General features: G+C 56.0%; 16 protein-coding genes. 14 read left to right on the top strand and 2 right to left on the bottom strand.

Features of this window, described 5'->3' with window-relative positions; all coding sequences use genetic code 11:
- The first annotated feature begins 18 nt into the window (after nucleotides 1-18).
- Complete coding sequence (locus tag IC231_RS11860; protein ID WP_190784705.1) at nucleotides 19-1,383, top strand: glycosyltransferase family protein; 1,365 nt, start codon at nucleotides 19-21, stop codon at nucleotides 1,381-1,383.
- Nucleotides 1,384-1,469: 86 nt separating this feature from the next.
- Here the strand turns inward: IC231_RS11860 and IC231_RS11855 are convergent, their stop codons facing one another.
- Complete coding sequence (locus tag IC231_RS11855; RefSeq protein WP_190784704.1) at nucleotides 1,470-2,255, bottom strand: enoyl-CoA hydratase/isomerase family protein; 786 nt, start codon at nucleotides 2,253-2,255, stop codon at nucleotides 1,470-1,472.
- Nucleotides 2,256-2,553: 298 nt separating this feature from the next.
- Between IC231_RS11855 and fcl the strand changes: the two genes are divergently transcribed.
- The 5 genes from fcl to IC231_RS11830 all read left to right on the top strand — a co-directional run bounded on the left by fcl (nucleotide 2,554) and on the right by IC231_RS11830 (nucleotide 7,342).
- Nucleotides 2,554-3,492: a GDP-L-fucose synthase gene (gene fcl, locus IC231_RS11850; protein ID WP_190784703.1), complete on the top strand. Its 939-nt coding sequence runs from the start codon at nucleotides 2,554-2,556 to the stop codon at nucleotides 3,490-3,492.
- A gap of 136 nt (nucleotides 3,493-3,628) precedes the next feature.
- Nucleotides 3,629-4,624, top strand: a complete 996-nt coding sequence (locus tag IC231_RS11845; RefSeq protein ID WP_190784702.1) for a glycosyltransferase family 10 domain-containing protein — start codon at nucleotides 3,629-3,631, stop codon at nucleotides 4,622-4,624.
- Nucleotides 4,625-4,690: 66 nt separating this feature from the next.
- Nucleotides 4,691-5,815: a DegT/DnrJ/EryC1/StrS family aminotransferase gene (locus tag IC231_RS11840; RefSeq protein ID WP_190784701.1), complete on the top strand. Its 1,125-nt coding sequence runs from the start codon at nucleotides 4,691-4,693 to the stop codon at nucleotides 5,813-5,815.
- Between the two features lie 13 nt (nucleotides 5,816-5,828).
- Nucleotides 5,829-6,761 (top strand): NAD-dependent epimerase/dehydratase family protein, encoded by a 933-nt coding sequence (locus tag IC231_RS11835; RefSeq protein WP_190784700.1) that lies wholly within the window; start codon nucleotides 5,829-5,831, stop codon nucleotides 6,759-6,761.
- 11 nt (nucleotides 6,762-6,772) lie between these two features.
- Nucleotides 6,773-7,342 carry an acyltransferase gene (locus tag IC231_RS11830; RefSeq protein ID WP_190784699.1) on the top strand — a complete coding sequence of 190 codons (570 nt, stop codon included), beginning with the start codon at nucleotides 6,773-6,775 and terminating at the stop codon, nucleotides 7,340-7,342.
- 34 nt (nucleotides 7,343-7,376) lie between these two features.
- Here IC231_RS11830 and IC231_RS11825 read toward each other — a convergent pair whose 3' ends face one another.
- On the bottom strand, nucleotides 7,377-7,619 hold the full coding sequence (locus IC231_RS11825) for a hypothetical protein (protein WP_190784698.1): 243 nt from the start codon (nucleotides 7,617-7,619) through the stop codon (nucleotides 7,377-7,379).
- Here IC231_RS11825 and IC231_RS11820 point away from each other — a divergent pair, their 5' ends adjacent.
- The 8 genes from IC231_RS11820 (at nucleotide 7,620) to IC231_RS11785 (ending at nucleotide 16,558) form a co-directional block, all read left to right on the top strand.
- Entirely contained in the window at nucleotides 7,620-8,192 is a 573-nt protein-coding gene (locus IC231_RS11820) for an acyltransferase (RefSeq protein WP_190784697.1), read from the top strand.
- Nucleotides 8,193-8,251: 59 nt separating this feature from the next.
- Entirely contained in the window at nucleotides 8,252-9,259 is a 1,008-nt protein-coding gene (locus IC231_RS11815; RefSeq protein WP_190784696.1) for a glycosyltransferase family A protein, read from the top strand.
- Between the two features lie 225 nt (nucleotides 9,260-9,484).
- A complete protein-coding gene (gmd, locus tag IC231_RS11810) occupies nucleotides 9,485-10,597 on the top strand; it encodes a GDP-mannose 4,6-dehydratase (RefSeq protein WP_190784695.1) in 1,113 nt (370 codons plus the stop codon).
- Nucleotides 10,598-10,863: 266 nt separating this feature from the next.
- The gene (locus tag IC231_RS11805; protein WP_190784694.1) at nucleotides 10,864-11,844 is read left to right on the top strand and encodes a glycosyltransferase family 61 protein; all 981 of its coding nucleotides are present in this window, start codon (nucleotides 10,864-10,866) and stop codon (nucleotides 11,842-11,844) included.
- A 62-nt stretch (nucleotides 11,845-11,906) separates the two neighbouring features.
- A complete protein-coding gene (locus IC231_RS11800; RefSeq protein WP_190784693.1) occupies nucleotides 11,907-12,899 on the top strand; it encodes a glycosyltransferase in 993 nt (330 codons plus the stop codon).
- Between the two features lie 24 nt (nucleotides 12,900-12,923).
- Nucleotides 12,924-14,309, top strand: coding sequence for a lipopolysaccharide biosynthesis protein (locus IC231_RS11795; protein ID WP_190784692.1), 1,386 nt, complete (start codon nucleotides 12,924-12,926; stop codon nucleotides 14,307-14,309).
- A 98-nt stretch (nucleotides 14,310-14,407) separates the two neighbouring features.
- Entirely contained in the window at nucleotides 14,408-15,310 is a 903-nt protein-coding gene (locus tag IC231_RS11790) for a glycosyltransferase family 2 protein (protein WP_190784691.1), read from the top strand.
- A 42-nt stretch (nucleotides 15,311-15,352) separates the two neighbouring features.
- Nucleotides 15,353-16,558, top strand: a complete 1,206-nt coding sequence (locus tag IC231_RS11785) for a glycosyltransferase (RefSeq protein ID WP_190784690.1) — start codon at nucleotides 15,353-15,355, stop codon at nucleotides 16,556-16,558.
- Nucleotide 16,559: the final 1 nt, after the last annotated feature.

Raw genomic sequence — 16,559 nt, 5'->3', positions numbered from 1 at the left:
CTTGGACTGTTACTGCGTTTGGCTTTTCTATTAAAAGGCGCTACTGTTTATTATGGTGCCGGGCAGGAGCATCTGAATGGTGACTCCTTTTCTTTTGTCAACAGCTTTCTGAATCTGTGGCATAATGGGCATTACACCTTGGAGCCTCTTATCCCAGATGCTTCGTTTGGGCGGTTGCCGGGCTACCCTTTCTTTTATGGACTGCACTATATCCTGTTCGGCCCGCAGTGGGCGCTGCCTACGCTTTCTATCAGCCAGATAATACTTGATACCTCGGTTATAGTCCTGCTGCATAATATGTTGCGTCGCTGGACGGGCCAGATGTGGCCGGCCATACTTGTTGCAGTACTATACGCCACTTATCCGTTTGCCATTATCTGGGTTACGGTGGTAGGTACCGAAACGCTCAATACCTTTTGCACAGTTGTCTGGCTCAGCCTGCTTACGCGGGCTAATGGCAACCGCTGGCTCTATGTTCTGATTGGTTTGGTTGCCGCTTGTACGTTTTATGTGCGGGCATATATGGGCGTTCTGCTACCCATTAGTATGCTGTTTGTGCTAGTGTGGCCACATGCAGGCCTACTGCCTCGCTGGCAACGTGTTGCGTGGTTGGTGACTGGCTTTGGAGTATTATATATCTGGTGGCCGGCACGCAACCTCGTTGGCCAGGGGCAACTGGTATTGGTTAAGCCAGCTTCAGCAGGGTATCCTAACCAGCGCGAAGACATGCAGGCCTATCTCGACTGGCTACATGCCTGGACCAACGACAACACGACTTGGGTGGAAGGGCTTGTGCACGACAAGACGCTACGATATCCAGCAGAAATTTTCAGCAATCCGCAGGAGGAAGCCCGGGCATATGCTCTTACGCGCATGGCAGCACGCTGTGGAGGAAGCTTTCATCTGCGCCGCCTCGACACCCACGACTATCGGCTGGTCTTGCCAGAGCGCTTTCGCAATTGCAATTCGCAAATAGCCGCTGGCTTCGATTCGTTACGCCTGAGCTATATACAACGGCATCCCTGGGAATATAGAGCAGCTGTGCCATTTTCGAACCTGCGGAAAGCTTTCTTCAAAAGTGCCACGGTTCACCAAGGTGGCGCTGGGGTGAAGGTGCTGCTGCAGCGGATGTTGTTCGGGTACCGCACTCTGATGCTGCTGGTTGGCATTGCCGGTTTGGTGGGGGGCTGGCGCCGGTCCTACTTCTGGCCCATTGCTTGGTATTTCCTGTTTATCTACTTCTATGTCAGCTTCGATTTTCGGAGCCTGGAAATGCGCTACCTGCTTCAGGGCGACGTTCTGCTGCTGCTGCCAGCCGTTTGGATAGTGGTGACGGGTGCCCGGCGCCTGCTGCACCGCCCGCCCGCCGCGGTACAGCAATAGTTTTCCGGCTAGCGTGCCAGGTCCCGGAAAATAGCCGCCAGAGTAGCAAGCCGCCGCACTTCCGTGGCTTTGTCGGTAACCGGAACTTAGGACGGCTGGCCCGCGAACCGGGCCGGACGCTTCTGCAGAAAGGCTTGAGTTCCTTCTTGAAAATCCGGTGAGGCGCAGCAGCGCTCAAATGCTTCCGCTTCAGCGCTATAGCCAGCGGAGGAGGCATCGTAGTAACTGTTGATGGACGCAATAGCCTGGCCCACTGCTACCAATGACTTGGCCAGCATTCTGCTTAGCATGGCTTGGCAAAAAGGCAACAAATCGTCGGGGGCTACTACGTGGTTAACTAGGCCAATGCGCAACGCTTCATCTGCCGGCACATGGTCTCCGGTCAGGATCAGTTCGAAGGCCTTTCCTTTGCCCACCAGTTGTGTCAGGCGTTGCGTGCCTCCGTAGCCAGGAATAATACCCAGCCCGACTTCTGGCAGCCCAAAGCGGGCGGCCGTGCTGGCAACCCGAACATGGCAGGCCATAGCCAGCTCGCAGCCGCCACCCAAGGCAAAGCCGTTTACGGCGGCCACCACGGGTTTGGGGGAGCTTTCCAGGAGTTGATAAACAGACTGTCCACGCTCGGCAAATCTGCGGCTGGTGGCGGCGGTTAGTCCCGCAATTTCGGCAATATCAGCGCCCGCCACAAAGGCCCGCTCACCGGCGCCGGTCAGCAGAATTGCCCGCACGGCAGTATCAGCAAGCGCGGCGGCTACGCAGGTCTGCAGCTCAGATACGGTGTCGTTGTTCAACGCATTGAGCTTCGCCGGCCGATGGATGGTGATAGTCAATACACCCGATGTGCTTGTCTGACAGAGCAGGTTGTGGTACATGGTGCTATATGAAGAAAAGTGAAAAGGTTGCTAAAGATGCGCAAGAGTATCGAAGTGCTGGCGGGTCGCTAACCGCCCGAGGAAAGATAATAGGCTTGGTTAAACGATCCGGCCGGAAATGAGTGGCGCTACCAGGCTTTGCTAGCGAGAGCAACGGCTTATGTAGTGAAGAGAGAATCCAAAAAACGCTACTGAGGGCACTTGTTCGTGTTTTTCGGCGATACAGTGGCCAAAATGCGCTAGCTTTGCTTGCCTGAAGAACTGTTCTTATCAGATAAAGTATTCCTTGTTTCTTTCTATGGAATTGAACGCCAAAATTTACGTTGCTGGTCATCGAGGTATGGTCGGCTCAGCTATGGTACGCCGGTTGGAGCGTGCAGGCTACACCAACCTGGTAGTGCGCACTTCCGCCGAGTTGGACCTACGGAATCAGACGGCGGTTGAAGCTTTCTTTGCAGTGGAAAAACCGGAGTATGTAGTTCTGGCAGCAGCTATGGTGGGCGGCATTCATGCCAACAATACCTACCGGGCGGATTTCATGTACAGCAACCTGATGATTCAGAACAACGTGATTCATCAGAGTCACGTGCACGGAGTTGCAAAGCTGCTATTTCTGGGGTCTTCGTGTATCTATCCCAAGCTGGCAGCGCAGCCCTTACGAGAAGACGCGCTGCTTACAGGGCTGCTCGAACCGACGAATGAGCCTTACGCGCTGGCCAAAATAGCGGGCGTGAAGATGTGTGACGCGTACCGGGCACAGTACGGGGATAACTTCATTTCGGCCATGCCAACTAATCTGTACGGGCCCAACGACAACTACGACCTCCATAATTCGCATGTGTTGCCGGCTCTGCTGCGTAAGTTTCATGAGGCCCAGCAGCAACAATTGCCGGAGGTGCAAGTATGGGGCTCGGGTCGGCCACGGCGGGAGTTTATGCACGTAGATGATCTGGCCGAAGCGTGTCTGTTTCTGTTGCAGCACTACAACGAGCCGGGCCACATCAACGTGGGAACGGGCGAGGACGTTGCTATTCAGGAACTGGCTACGCTCATTCGGGACGTGGTAGGGTATGAGGGCCGGATTCAGTTTGATACGACGATGCCCGACGGAACGCCCCGTAAGCTGATGGATGTCAGCAAGCTGACGGCCTTGGGCTGGAAAGCCACCATCCCGCTCGAACAAGGGCTGCGCACCGTCTACCAGGATTTCTTGCACGGCACTGGTAAGAACCTGTAGCGTTCCAGTATTTCAGTAGGTTCATTTCTATCCACTCTATTTCCCCCAATCCTCTCATTTGAAAGCTACTCTATACGTTCATCACGACGCTGCCCTACTCGGAAATAAAATCTTTTCCGATGAGCCGATAAACGGCATGAAGCGAGATAGTTATTTGTTTGCTGCACTGCGTGAAGTATTGGCTGAGCAGGGCATTCAGCTGGCCACGCAGGACATTCACCCGCCTCAGGACTCTGACCTGATTATCTGCCTGGACCAGCCCATACAGTTTCAGCATTTCGTCCGGACCCGGCCCGGGCAGAAATTGTATCTGGTTCTAAGCGAACCGGCTACGTACTATCCGGCCAACTGGCTGGCGGAAAACCATGCGCCCTTCGACCGGGTCCTCACCTACGACCACACCCTCGTGGACAACGCGCGGTACTTTCAGTACTACTTCGCCATTGATTTTGAAGATTTCCCGGTCTACCAGCGGCCGTCCTTAGAGGAGTTTTCGGCTCGCAAGCTGTGCGTGCTGATGGCGGCTGCCTTTGCGGTGGTAAAGCCGCCGCAGGGGTCAGGCTCGTTGCTATACGAGCGGTACCAGACACTGAAATGGTTCTCAGACAATCATCCGGAGGAGTTTGACCTGTACAGCCGCGGTATATCCCCCAAAACGTACACCAGTTTCCGAGGTGCCGGTTTGCTGGGCAAAGTGCTGCCCAGCTATGCGCTGCACCTGCTGGCCCAGCGCCGGAAAAAAGTATTTGACCGGGTGAGCCGCGGCAGTGCCCCGCCAAATCAAAAACTGGAAGTGTTGCGGCACTACCGTTTCCCCATCTCGTACGAGAATACCGGCGACACTCCTGGCTATCTGACCGAAAAACTGTTTGATGCGTTGGCCGCCGCATGTGTGCCTATCTATCTGGGGCATCCGGATGCGAGCCGGCTGGTGCCGGCCGAATGTTATATCAATCGGAGCGATTTTCGGAGCCACGAAGAACTGTATCGTTACCTCAAAGGCATGAGGTACGAAGAGTATGCCCGATATTTGGACGCTGGTGAGGCCTTTTTGAAAGGCCCGGCTATGCAACTGCTTTCTACTGAGCATAATGCTCGAATTATGGCCGAGGTTCTAACCCAAACGCCCTAAGTTCGTAAGGGAGGCAGCATTGTTTCTTTGCTCCTGACTGACTTTTCTTTTTTTGCCTTTTCTCACATGGCCACTCCCACTTTCGCAGCTGCTATTCCAATCTTCAACACGTTTGTGCATCCTTCGGCTCAGGCTCGGGTGGCGGAAGTGCTGACCACCACCTTTCTGAGCGAAGGCAAGCTAGTAAGAGAGTTTGAAGCCCGGCTGGCTTCGGAGCTGGGCATGGCTCATCCGGCCGCGCTCAACAGCGGCACCAGTGCCCTGCACTTGGCCATGGCGGTAGCTGGCATTGGCCCCGGCGACGAGGTTATTCTGGCCCCTCAGACCTTTATTGCTTCAGCCATTGCCATTGTGCAGGAGGGCGGCGTGCCTGTGTTTGCCGATATCCAGTACGATAACGGCAACATCGATCCGGCTTCTATTGAAGGCAAAATCACCAGTCGTACCAAAGCCATTATGGCCGTTCATTGGGGCGGCTACCCCTGCGACCTGGACGAAATTCATGCCCTGGCCCGCAAGCACAACTTGGTTGTGATTGAGGACGCAGCCCACGCACCAGGAGCTACGTACAAGGGGCGCGCTATTGGGTCCATCTCCGATTATACCTGCTTCTCTTTTCAGGCCATTAAGCACCTGACCACTGGCGACGGGGGGGCCTTGTGCTGCACCGACCCGGCCGTGGCACAGCAGATATTCCGTCGGCGCTGGTTCGGAATTGACCGGGCGCATTCCCCGGTTTCCGAAATTGGCGAGCGGGTATATGACCTGACCGACGTAGGCTATAAGTACCATATGAGCGACTATGCCGCTGCCCTGGGCCTTGCTAACCTCGAAGAGTTTCAGGAGCGCATGCGCTTCCGCCGGCAGCTGGTGCGCCAGTACGAGGAGGGCCTGTGGGGAGTGGCCGGTGTCACGCTCTTCAACCACCAAAACGACCGGGAAAGCGCCCACTGGCTATTTGGCTTTCACGTCGACAACCGGCTGGAGTTTATCCGCGCCCTGAAAGCAGCCGGAATTGCCAGCTCGGTCATTCACGACGGCATCGACAAAAACACGCTCTTTGGGGGCAAGCGCGAAGAGCTGGTGAACCAACGTCGCTTCGACGAAACCCAGATTCACGTACCGCTGCACGATGCCCTCACGCCCGAGCAGGTAGAATACATCATCAACACAATCAAGAAGGGCTGGTAAGATGACAGGCAAGATGAAAGTAGTTGTATTTGGAGCCAATGGCTTCGTGGGTAGCAACGTGGTAGAAGTGCTGCGTGAAAACGGAGTGGAGCCGGTACAAGCTTCGCGGAGCACCGGCCTCGACCTGCGCGACACTAAGCAGGTAACGGAATTTCTGGCACAGCACCGGCCGCGGTTTGTTGTGAACTGTGCGGCCCACGTGGGGAGCCTGAACTACGTGACCGAACAGGCCGCGACGGTTATTGCTGACAACACCCGCATGATAATGGGCATGTACGAAGCCGTGGCAGCGGCCTGCCCACAGGCAATTGTCATCAACCCGCTGGCAAACTGTGCCTATCCGGGCGCTGCCGAATCCTACCGCGAGGACGAGTGGTGGAATGGGCACATTCACCGCTCAGTGCTGGCCTATGGCTCCACCCGCCGTCTGCTCTGGACGGTAGCCGAGAGCTTTCAAATGCAGTACGCCGTCCGTAGCATAAACCTGCTGACCCCGAACATGTACGGGCCGTATGATTCTACCGACCCTAACAAGGCGCACGCGCTGAATGCGCTGGTGTCGAAATTCGTGAAAGCCGAAAAGATAAAGCAGACCGAGCTGCCCATCTGGGGTACGGGTGTTGCCGTACGAGAATGGCTCTATGCCCGCGACTTTGCCCGCTTGCTGTGGGAAATTATGCTGATACCCGACCGGGCCGGGCTAGAGCAACCGCTGAATGTGGCTCAGAACGATGGCTTGAGCGTGAAGGAGCTGGTAGACATTATTCAGTCGAAATTTGACTATCAGGGCAAGGTCGTGTGGGACCACAGCAAGCCCGACGGTGCGCCTAAGAAGGTGATGGACGACACCCGCTTCCGGCGGGTGTTTCCCGATTTTAAATTCACCGATTTCGAGCAAGGCATTGCCAATACCATTGCTTACTACGAATCCGTATTCCCGTACTAACTCCTCTAAGAATGGCAGCGACATCAGAAGTAGGTTCGGCGCAATACGATAAAACGTTGCTGAAAAACTGCGGGGATGATGTATTCATCAGCGCGAACGTGGAAATCAGGCGCCCGGCTCTGGTATCGGTCGGAAGCCATGTTGCCATCGACACAGGCTTTTACTTGACAACTGCTGCTTCCATCGGCGACTATATTCACATAGCACCTTACAGCACAATTATAGGCGGAGCCCAGGGCCTGGTGTCAATGGCGCATTTTTCTTCCATGGCGGCCGGATGCCGGGTTATCTGTGGCAGTGACGCGCACATGGGCCACGGGTTGGTTGGCCCGACCGTACCGGAGGAGTACCACGACATCATCACGTTTGCGCCGGTCACGTTCGAGAAGTTTGCCAGCATCGGCACCAATGTGGTGGTTATGCCCGGCGTTACGCTTGGCGAAGGCAGCGTAGTGGGAGCCTGCTCACTGGTCACCAAGGATACGGAGCCTTGGACGGTGTATGTGGGCGTGCCCGCTCGCCCGGTTAAGGTGCGGCCCCGCGAAAACATGATTGAGTACGCCAAGAAACTGGGCTACTAGTCTTACGTAGTAGCCAGAACCCCGTAAGTCCTCCCTATTTCGGGCACCACTCAGATAGGAATGCCGCCCAAATGGAAAGCGCGGTGGTCTGCGGCATGATGGACAGGATATGGTGTGGCGAGTTGGCATAAAGCTGTTTCGCTCCATCTTGAAATGAAGCAGCGGCAGGAGAAGAAGCAGGCGCGTTGTCTGGTAGCAGCACCGAGTTTCCCGCCAGATAACGCGCCTGCTTCTCAAAGTAATTGTTGCCTTTCTTTTTGCCCTTAGTAACTGCCAAATGGCTGATCAGTACACCCCGTTGAAATCCGGACAATACGACACTTCGCTTCTGAAGAGCTGCGGCGAAGATGTATTCATCAGCAGCAGCGTAGAAATACGGCGCCCGCACTTGGTCACGGTCGGGAGCCACGTCGCCATTGACTCGGGAGTGTACCTGACCACTGCCGCCCAGATAGGCGACTACACGCACCTTTCGCCCTATCTCACCATTATCGGTGGTGCCCAGAGCACTCTGATTGTCGAGGATTTCGTGACCATTGCCGCCGGCAGCCGCCTGATCTGCGGCTCCGACCAGTTCATGGGGGAGGGCTTTACCAGCGTAACGGCGCCGGAAGAATACCGGGATACGGTGGAATTTGGCATAATTCGGTGTGCCCGGTTTTCGGGTATCGGCACCAATGTGGTGATTATGCCTAACGTGACCATTGGCGAAGGCAGCGTGGTAGGAGCCTGCTCGCTGGTCACCAAGGATACGGAGCCCTGGACGGTGTACGTGGGCGTGCCCGCCCGCCCGATTAAGATACGACCCCGCGAGAAAATGCTGGAGTACGCGAAAAAGCTGGGTTACTAGTTGCTACCCGGTCTGGAAGAGCCCAGCCGGGCGTTTTTTTGTTTTCAATCCCGAGTACCATGGCTGATTACGCGCTGTCCTACGTCCTGACGACTTACAATAAGCTTCCTTACCTTAAGCAGGTGCTGGAGCGGCTGATAGCTGCCCGCCAACCCGACGAGGAAATTGTGGTGGCCGACGGCGGCAGTAAGGACGGTACGCCCGAATATCTGCGTCAACTCCACGAAGCGGGTTTGATTCAGCAGTTCGTTTCGGAGCGCGACAAAGGGGAGGCTCACGGTTTTAACAAGTGCATGCTGATGGCCCGCGGAGAACTAATCAAACTCATCACCGATGACGATGCCTTCTGCTACCCGGCCATCCGCGAAGCCAAGCAGTTTATGCTGACTCACCCGGAAGTAGATGTACTGTCGGGCAACACCGGCCTTATTCACCTGGAAAACCTGGGCCAGGCTACGCTTTACGACGACGTGGCCGACAACTTTCGCCGTTGGCTGGAACACAAAGAAGTTGTCTGGATGATTGGCCTGCCGCTGCTAATCCGGCGCACCTCGCTGGCCCTGACGGGGCTATTCCACACGGGAGTTGTACAGGTCGATACGGAATTTACCTACCGCATCACCAGCCTGAATGTGAACCTGGCCTGGAGCACCGCCATGCTCAGCACCCGCATCGAGAATCCGCAGAGCAATTTCCGGGTTATGAACCAGGGAAAAGGCCGAAGCGCTAGCGACTTGGAAGCAGACCGGATGCGCTTCTACTATGATAAAACCATCAGCAACAGCTTCCGCGACTTTGTGCGCTACAAGTCAGGCTGGAGCGAAATGCTGAAAGCACCGCTACGCCCTGTCAAGCGTAAAGTATTTGATGTGCTGAACCGGGAGCAATACCAAGGCAACAAAGCCCTGCCAACTGGGTACACCGGGCCCGCCTTAGCACCTGGCACTGCACCCGAAGAGGCCATCGGCCGGGCATTTGAGGTGGCTGATGGCTTCATGGCTTCCTATAACGCCCACCACCCTACGAAATTTCTGGCCCGTAGCTCGGAAGTAACCAAGGTGCTATAGTCGCTACGTGCCTCTACCAGCGCCCGAACCATGCCTAGAACTTGCCTGCTGACGGAGTAGTCAGATAGAGCGGCTTCAAACCGCCCGCTACCGGATTTGTTCAAGTAAGAAATTGTTTGCCAAATCAGCAGTGCGTACTTTTGCGACTTCGTGCAAACAAATGCTGTCGTACGGGTGACCTTCAACATAGCTCTTCTAAAAACATCTACCTCAACAACTTCGCATATGAAAGTAGCCTTAGTGACTGGTATTACCGGGCAGGACGGTGCCTACCTCGCTGAACTATTGCTGGAAAAAGGCTACATGGTGCACGGCATCAAGCGCCGCTCTTCGCTGTTCAATACCGACCGTATCGACCACCTGTACCAGGATCCGCATGAGAAAAACGTGCGTTTTAAGCTGCACTACGGCGACTTGTCAGATTCCACCAACCTGATCCGCATCATTCAGGAAGTACAGCCCGACGAGATTTACAATCTGGGGGCCATGTCACACGTAAAGGTTTCTTTCGACACACCGGAATATACGGCAAACGCCGACGGCATCGGGACGCTCCGCATTCTGGAAGCCGTCAGGATTCTGGGCCTTACCAAGAAAACGCGCATCTACCAGGCCAGCACTTCAGAACTCTATGGTTTGGTGCAGGCCGTGCCGCAGTCGGAAACTACGCCTTTCTACCCCCGCTCACCCTACGCCGTGGCCAAGCTCTACGGCTACTGGATTACGGTGAACTACCGTGAAGCCTACGGCATGTTTGCCTGCAACGGTATCCTGTTCAATCACGAAAGCCCGCTCCGGGGCGAAACGTTTGTGACTCGAAAAATCACGCGTGGCACGGCGCGTATAGCCATGGGCCTGCAGCAGAAAATCTACCTCGGCAACCTGGACGCCAAGCGCGACTGGGGCCATGCCAAGGACTACGTGGATGCTATGTGGCGCATCCTGCAGCAGGACGAGCCGGAGGACTTCGTTATTGCAACTGGTGTTACAACCACTGTCCGTGACTTCGTGAAAATGTCGTTTGAGGAGGTTGGCATCGAGCTGGCTTTTGAAGGCGAAGGCGCTGAGGAAAAAGCCCGCGTTGTGCGTTGCACCAACCCGGAATACCAAGTACCGGAAGGCACTGTGGTAGTGGAAGTGGATGCGCAGTATTTCCGGCCGACGGAAGTAGAATTGCTGATCGGTGACCCAACTAAGTCGCAGCAAAAGCTGGGCTGGACGCCTACCTACGACCTGCCAGCACTGGTGAAAGACATGATGCAGGCAGATTTGCACCTGTTCAAGCGCGACGCATACCTCAAACAGGGCGGCCACAAAATCTTCAACTACCACGAGTAGCCTGACGGATAATGCTTGCTGCTGTTGCTGCATTTCTTTCAGACATCCGCGTCCGGCGAGTCGCCGGACGCGGATAATTTTTTACATCGTGTGCCATGGCTACTCCCCCTCGCCCTCGTCCCAGCGCATACCAGCGGGCTAAGCGGGTTGTCGACCGTTTCTTAGGCAGGCTAGGGCAGTCTGTGAGCAGCCCATTGCCGGCTGAGATACACGAAATAGCGCCCGTTCCAGCGGATGCCGTGTGCCCGGCTCCCGTGAATACGGCAATGGTTCCTGCCGAATTTACCCGTACCTACCAAGAGGTGTTTGACGAGGTAAGGCCCAACTTCCGGCAAGCTATCTACCGGCTGCGCAACGTCAACGTTGCCTGGCACGGTACGGTGGTCAAGCACACCCGAGTGTTTGTGCCCAGCCTGCCGCAGCCTCATATGGAGCTGGAGTTTGCCGGTCTTTTCCTGCTGCGCCAGTTCAAGCAGCGGCCAGTACCGGAACTGGCTACGGGGCCGGTAGGCCTGGCTTTCGACAGTTGGTCGGGAAATTATTTTCATTGGATAGCTGAGGTCCTACCGCGTCTAGCGCTTCTGCGCAAGCTGCAGCCAGACTGCGTAGTGCTGCTGCCCGGGCCTACGCCCCCGGAGTATATCATGCATACGGTGCGGGCACTGGGCTTTCAGCGTACCTATACCATTGCACCGGGCGAACTGGTCCATGTCTCGGACCTGTGGATGCCCGTGCGGCCGGGCCGCCACGGCTACATGGTGCCCTCGCTGGTGCGGGAAGTGCGCGAGGCCGTAATGCAGCATTTCAGCAACGATTTGCGGCCGGAGAAAAAAGCAACACGCCGGATTTACGTTTCCCGCAACCGGCAGCAGTGGCGCCACCTCACCAATGAGCCAGCGGTTTTGCAGGTATTGGAGCGATACAGCTTTGAAACCGTGTATTTCGAAGAAATGAGCTTTGCCGAACAGGTGCGCACTATGTACGAAGCAGCTGTTTTCATCGGCATACATGGGGCTAACATGACCAATGTACTGTTCATGACCCCGGGAACGTATGCGGTTGAAATGCTGAGTGAAACTTACATCAACCCCAGCTACCTCTCCATGGCCAGTAGCATTGGGGTGCAGTATGCCTTGATACCTTCCAAGCTGGGCTCCCCACTCAACGTGGAGCACAACTACGCCGACATAACCGTTGACCCTGTTCTCGTGGAGCAAGTGGTCAGTGAGGTGTGCGGAGTCGCCTAGCAGCCGGTCTGCCTTAATGGCGCATAAGACTACGGACCGTCTTTTCGTTCAGCTTTTACCCCGTGCCCACCTGCCTTATGTCAGAATACCGCATTTCATACGTCCTAACCACGTACAACAAACTCCCGTATCTGCGCCACGTATTGGAACGGTTGGTGGCTGCCCGTCAGCCTGATGAAGAAATTGTGGTGGCCGATGGCGGCAGCAACGACGGCACGCCCGAGTATCTGCAGCAGCTCCACGAAGCGGGCAAGATTCAGCAGTTTATTTCGGAGCGCGACAAAGGGGAGGCCCACGGCTTTAATAAGTGCATGTTCATGGCCCGCGGGGAAGTCATCAAGTTCATTACCGACGACGACGCGTTTTATTACCCGGCCATCCGGCAAGCAGTGGATTTCATGACCGAACACCCGGAAGTGGATGTGGTAATGGGCTACAACGCCGCCTTGCAGTCAGAAGACATGACCTTCGCCCGCGTGAAGGAAGACCCCGCTAAGGATTATCAGCGGTGGCTGGACCACAAGGTGCCATTCTGGATGATTGGGTTGCCGCTTCTTATTCGGCGCTCCGTGCTGCCGCTGACCGGCTTTTTCTACACGGGTGTCGTGCTTGTGGACCTAGAGTTCATCTACCGCATCACCAGCCTCAACGTGAATATTGCTTGGTGCACTGCGGTGCTGAGCATGCACATCAGCAACCCCAACGGCAACTTCAACCGCATGAGCGTTGAAAAGCGCACGCGCGAGTACAACCGGATATATAACTTCTTCATGCCCACGCCGCCGCCGCGGAGCCTCGGGTCGGTCCTGCGCGAGACAGTAGAAGCGGCCAAGCGCCCGATCAGGCCCGCCAAACGGGCGCTGTTTGAGCGCATGGGCTGGAACCAATATCAAGACCCGGAACGCTTCGCCACGGATTACGTTCCGGTGGCGGGCGAAGACCCGGTGGAAGCGGCTTTCCGAGTCTGCGACTCTTTCCTGGCTGCGCACAACGCCACTCGCCCTATCCAGTTTATTTATCGCCGGCCGGATATTACCAAGGTATTTACCCCTTAAGCACTTCGCATTTTCCGTATCTCTTTGAAACAACACCTTCAGCAACTACTCCGACCTCTGCTCCGGAAAGGGTCGTTTGCGCAGAATTTTGCCGTAACCCTGTCGGGTTCCGCCGCAGTAACGGCCATCGGGTTTCTGCTGACGCCGGTGATGTCGCGCATTTACCTGCCGGCCGCCTACGGGCAGTTTGCCGTATTCAATTCTTTGGCCAGCAACCTGAGCATGATAGCCACGCTCACGTACACGGCGGCTTTTCTGCAACCCAAAACGCAGGAGAAGTTTATTAGTCTGGTGCAGCTGACAGTGGTGCTGTCTTTCGGCACGTGCCTGCTGCTGGCCGGAGGGCTGCTGGTAGGTGGTCCCGCTATCCTACACTATCTGAAAGTGGAGGCCCTCGGCAACTGGTTCTACACCCTGCCCGTCATTCTGCTGCTGTTCAACCTGAATAACATCATGAGTGGCTGGTACATGCGCGATAAGCAGTTCGTCAAGCGCACTACCGTGGACTTGACGACGGCCATAGCCGGCCGGGGCTTCACGATAGGCTACGGCCTGCTGGTAGGCGGCAACGTGGTGGGCCTGCTGCTGGGCGAAATGTTCAACCGCCTGACCAGTACGGTTAGTCTGATGGCGGGCTCGTTGAGGCATTCCTTCGGCATGCTGTGGCGGACGTTTTCGTGGCAGCGGGTAAAGGACGTAGCGGTAGAGTACCGGGAGTTTCCGTTTTACTTCCTGCCAGCCAGCTTTATCAGCGTCCTGTCCACGCAGCTGCCGATTTTTGCGCTGACTACCGGTTTCGGTTCGACATCGGTTGGCTTGTACTCTTTTTCGGTGGGGTTGCTGGAAATTCCTATCAACCTGATTGGCAGCGCCATTCTGCCGGTGTTCTGGCAAAAGGCCACCGAAACCTACAATAACGAGCCCGAACGGCTGCCGACAATCACGCTGAGCCTGTATTACAAGCTCCTGTATTTAGGGCTGATACCTTTCGGCGTTATCACGGTCTATGGTGATGTGCTGTTCAAGTTTGTATTTGGCGCCCGCTGGGAAATGGCCGGCGTGTATACCGGCTATCTGGGCTACTACTACGTGTTCAAACTGATGTCGCAGGCTACCTCACCGATTTATACGGTGATGAACAAGCAGCGCTATATCCTGTACAGCAATATTTTCCTGCTGGTTGCTCGCGGCCTTGGGTTAGGCATCGGGCTGTATTACCACGACCTTAACTTGGCCCTGCTACTCTTTGGCCTGGGTAGCCTGCTGGCTACTTTCCTGATTGATCTGCAGGTGCTGGCATTGCTGAAGCTGCCCGTGCTGCGTATTGCGCTCCGAACCATTCTGATTGTTGGAGCTACGCTGCTACTCCTGAAAGGCAGCCGGTTGGTTCTGGAGCAGTTGCTGTCCTAACTCCGGGCCTGCGAAACCTTAGCCTGGGCGCGAGTCGCTGAGTAAGTACCCCTGCATTCACAGAAAGCTCCCTGTGGGTTAAATAGCTGAAACACACTATGGCGAATACTCCTTTCTTCAGCATCGTGGTTCCCACCTACAACCGGGCCAGCTTCATCGAGGCCACGCTGCGGTCTGTACTCAGTCAGGAATTCACGCAATGGGAAGTGCTGGTAGTCGATGACGGCAGCACGGACAATACGCGGCAGGTTGTGGCAGCAGTTGTGGATTCCCGCATCCAGTATTTGCCCAAAACCAACGGGGAGCGAGGCACCGCGCGCAACTACGGCTTGGCGCGCGCCCAAGGTGAGTACGTCATCTTTCTGGACTCCGACGACCTGTTCCACCCGGCGCACCTGGCTACGCTGCACGCGAAAATTCAGGAGCTGAAGCCCAACTTCATTGCGACGAAGTACGACTTCGACCGGGACGGAGTGCGGGCCGACAGTGATATGGCCAGTCTGGCCGAAGGCTGGTACGGGCTCGACTTCTTCGTGCGCGGCAACGCGCTGGCCTGTAACATTTGTGTGCGGCGCGAGAACCCCGGCCTAAAGCCCTTCGAGGAAGACCGCCGCTATGCGGCCGTCGAGGACTGGATGTTTATGCTGGAAAATATGCAGCAGGATCGGGTATATATCGTGGATGCCGTGACGCTCACCATGAACGACCACGACACCCGCTCCATGCGCTCCGACAATACGGCCCTGGTACGTAAGCTGCAGCTGGCCTTGGACTGGATGCTGGCCCGTGTGAAGCTGACGCCGCCGCAGCAGCAGGTGCTCACGGGCCGGGTGTATTACCTTTGTGCCATTCATGCCTACGCCGATAAGCACAGAAGCCAGGCATTGCAGTTTGCGCGGCGGGCGGCTCCTCATCTGCCCGGTAAGCAGGCAGCAGTTCTGCTGGTTCGCTGCCTGATTGGGCTGCAGGTCGTGGAATGGATAAAAAAAATCCGCGCCTGATTCTTAATCTCCGTCCTTGCTCCTGATATTATTTCTGCTCGCATGCGCATTCTATTTTTGAGTTATTGGGGACTGGACGACCCGCTGACGATATCAACTGTATTTCCGCACCTACGGATTCTGCAGCAGCGCCCCGACGTGGAGAGTATTCTACTCGTAACCATTGAGCGCAACGGTTCGGCTCCCGCATTCCAGCCTTCATTCGAAGCCAGTAAAATAACCTATGCACCGTTGGTTTCGGAGCCGGGACGTAATGTGCTGGTTACGAAAACTGATGATTTTCTCCGCTTCCCCAAGCAGCTGATACAGCTGGCCGCCGAGCATCGGAGCGACTTTCTGCTGGCGCGTGGTGCGCCGGCCGGAGCCTTGGCGTACTTGGTATGGAAACAAATCAAGCTGCCATTCTACGTCGAGTCTTTCGAGCCCCATGCCGACTACATGCTGGAGTCCGGCGTATGGCAGCGGTTTGACCCGCGCTACCTGTTTCAGCGGTACTGGGAAAAGAAACAGAAGGAGCTGGCCCTGGGCCTGATGCCTGTAGCGGAAAACTATCGTCGCCAACTCATCCAGGAAGGCGTTCCGGCCAGCCGCATCGTAACGGTGCCCTGCTCCGTGAATCTGGCTGACTTCGGCTTCGATGCCGACCTTCGGGCGCAGGTAAGAAACAGCCTGGGTTTCCCTGAAGAGGCGGTGGTCGGTATCTACGTCGGGAAGTTCGGCGACATATACTATGATCAGGAAGCCTATGAGCTTTTTGAGGCAGCTGCCAAGCATTTTGGGGAGGCATTCCGTCTTATAGTACTCACGCCAAATCCGCTGGAGGAGGTGAGGGACCGGCTGGCAGCAGTAGGGCTGGATGACACCCGGAGCTTCGTGACCAAAGCGCCGCATCATGAGGTGCCGGGCTACCTCTCCGCCGCTGATTTTGCTTTTGCTCCCATTAAGCCGGCTGACTGCCGGAAGTTCTGCTCCCCGATTAAGGTAGGTGAATACTGGGCCAGTGGCTTGCCGGTAGTTCTGACGGAAGGAGTAGGCGACGACAGTGACATCATCAAGCAGGAAGGCGGCGGTGCTATTTTCAACGTGCTGCAGCCAGCCAGTATTCCGGCGGCTATACAGCGGGTTGCCTCTATTTTGCTGCAACCCGACTACCGGCAGAAAACCAGCCAGCTGGCCGTGCATTACCGTTCTCTGGAGCGGGCGCGCCAAGCCTATGCGGCCTTTTTCGACACAAAAGGCAGCGAATAGT

The organism is Hymenobacter duratus, assembly GCF_014698995.1.
In the GTDB taxonomy this organism is placed as follows: Bacteria; Bacteroidota; Bacteroidia; order Cytophagales; family Hymenobacteraceae; genus Hymenobacter; species Hymenobacter duratus.
The sequence above is the reverse complement of the archived record's forward strand: the minus strand, read 5'-3'. Positions and strand labels throughout refer to the sequence as shown.

Coding starts and splice junctions, on each gene's coding strand:
- fcl (WP_190784703.1), top strand. CDS start 2,554: ATGGAATTGAACGCCAAAATTTACGTTGCTGGTCATCGAGGTATGGTC.
- IC231_RS11830 (WP_190784699.1), top strand. CDS start 6,773: ATGGCAGCGACATCAGAAGTAGGTTCGGCGCAATACGATAAAACGTTG.
- gmd (WP_190784695.1), top strand. CDS start 9,485: ATGAAAGTAGCCTTAGTGACTGGTATTACCGGGCAGGACGGTGCCTAC.
- IC231_RS11840 (WP_190784701.1), top strand. CDS start 4,691: ATGGCCACTCCCACTTTCGCAGCTGCTATTCCAATCTTCAACACGTTT.
- IC231_RS11845 (WP_190784702.1), top strand. CDS start 3,629: ATGAAGCGAGATAGTTATTTGTTTGCTGCACTGCGTGAAGTATTGGCT.
- IC231_RS11820 (WP_190784697.1), top strand. CDS start 7,620: ATGGCTGATCAGTACACCCCGTTGAAATCCGGACAATACGACACTTCG.
- IC231_RS11815 (WP_190784696.1), top strand. CDS start 8,252: ATGGCTGATTACGCGCTGTCCTACGTCCTGACGACTTACAATAAGCTT.
- IC231_RS11785 (WP_190784690.1), top strand. CDS start 15,353: ATGCGCATTCTATTTTTGAGTTATTGGGGACTGGACGACCCGCTGACG.
- IC231_RS11835 (WP_190784700.1), top strand. CDS start 5,829: ATGAAAGTAGTTGTATTTGGAGCCAATGGCTTCGTGGGTAGCAACGTG.
- IC231_RS11790 (WP_190784691.1), top strand. CDS start 14,408: ATGGCGAATACTCCTTTCTTCAGCATCGTGGTTCCCACCTACAACCGG.
- IC231_RS11855 (WP_190784704.1), bottom strand. CDS start 2,255: ATGTACCACAACCTGCTCTGTCAGACAAGCACATCGGGTGTATTGACT.
- IC231_RS11805 (WP_190784694.1), top strand. CDS start 10,864: ATGGTTCCTGCCGAATTTACCCGTACCTACCAAGAGGTGTTTGACGAG.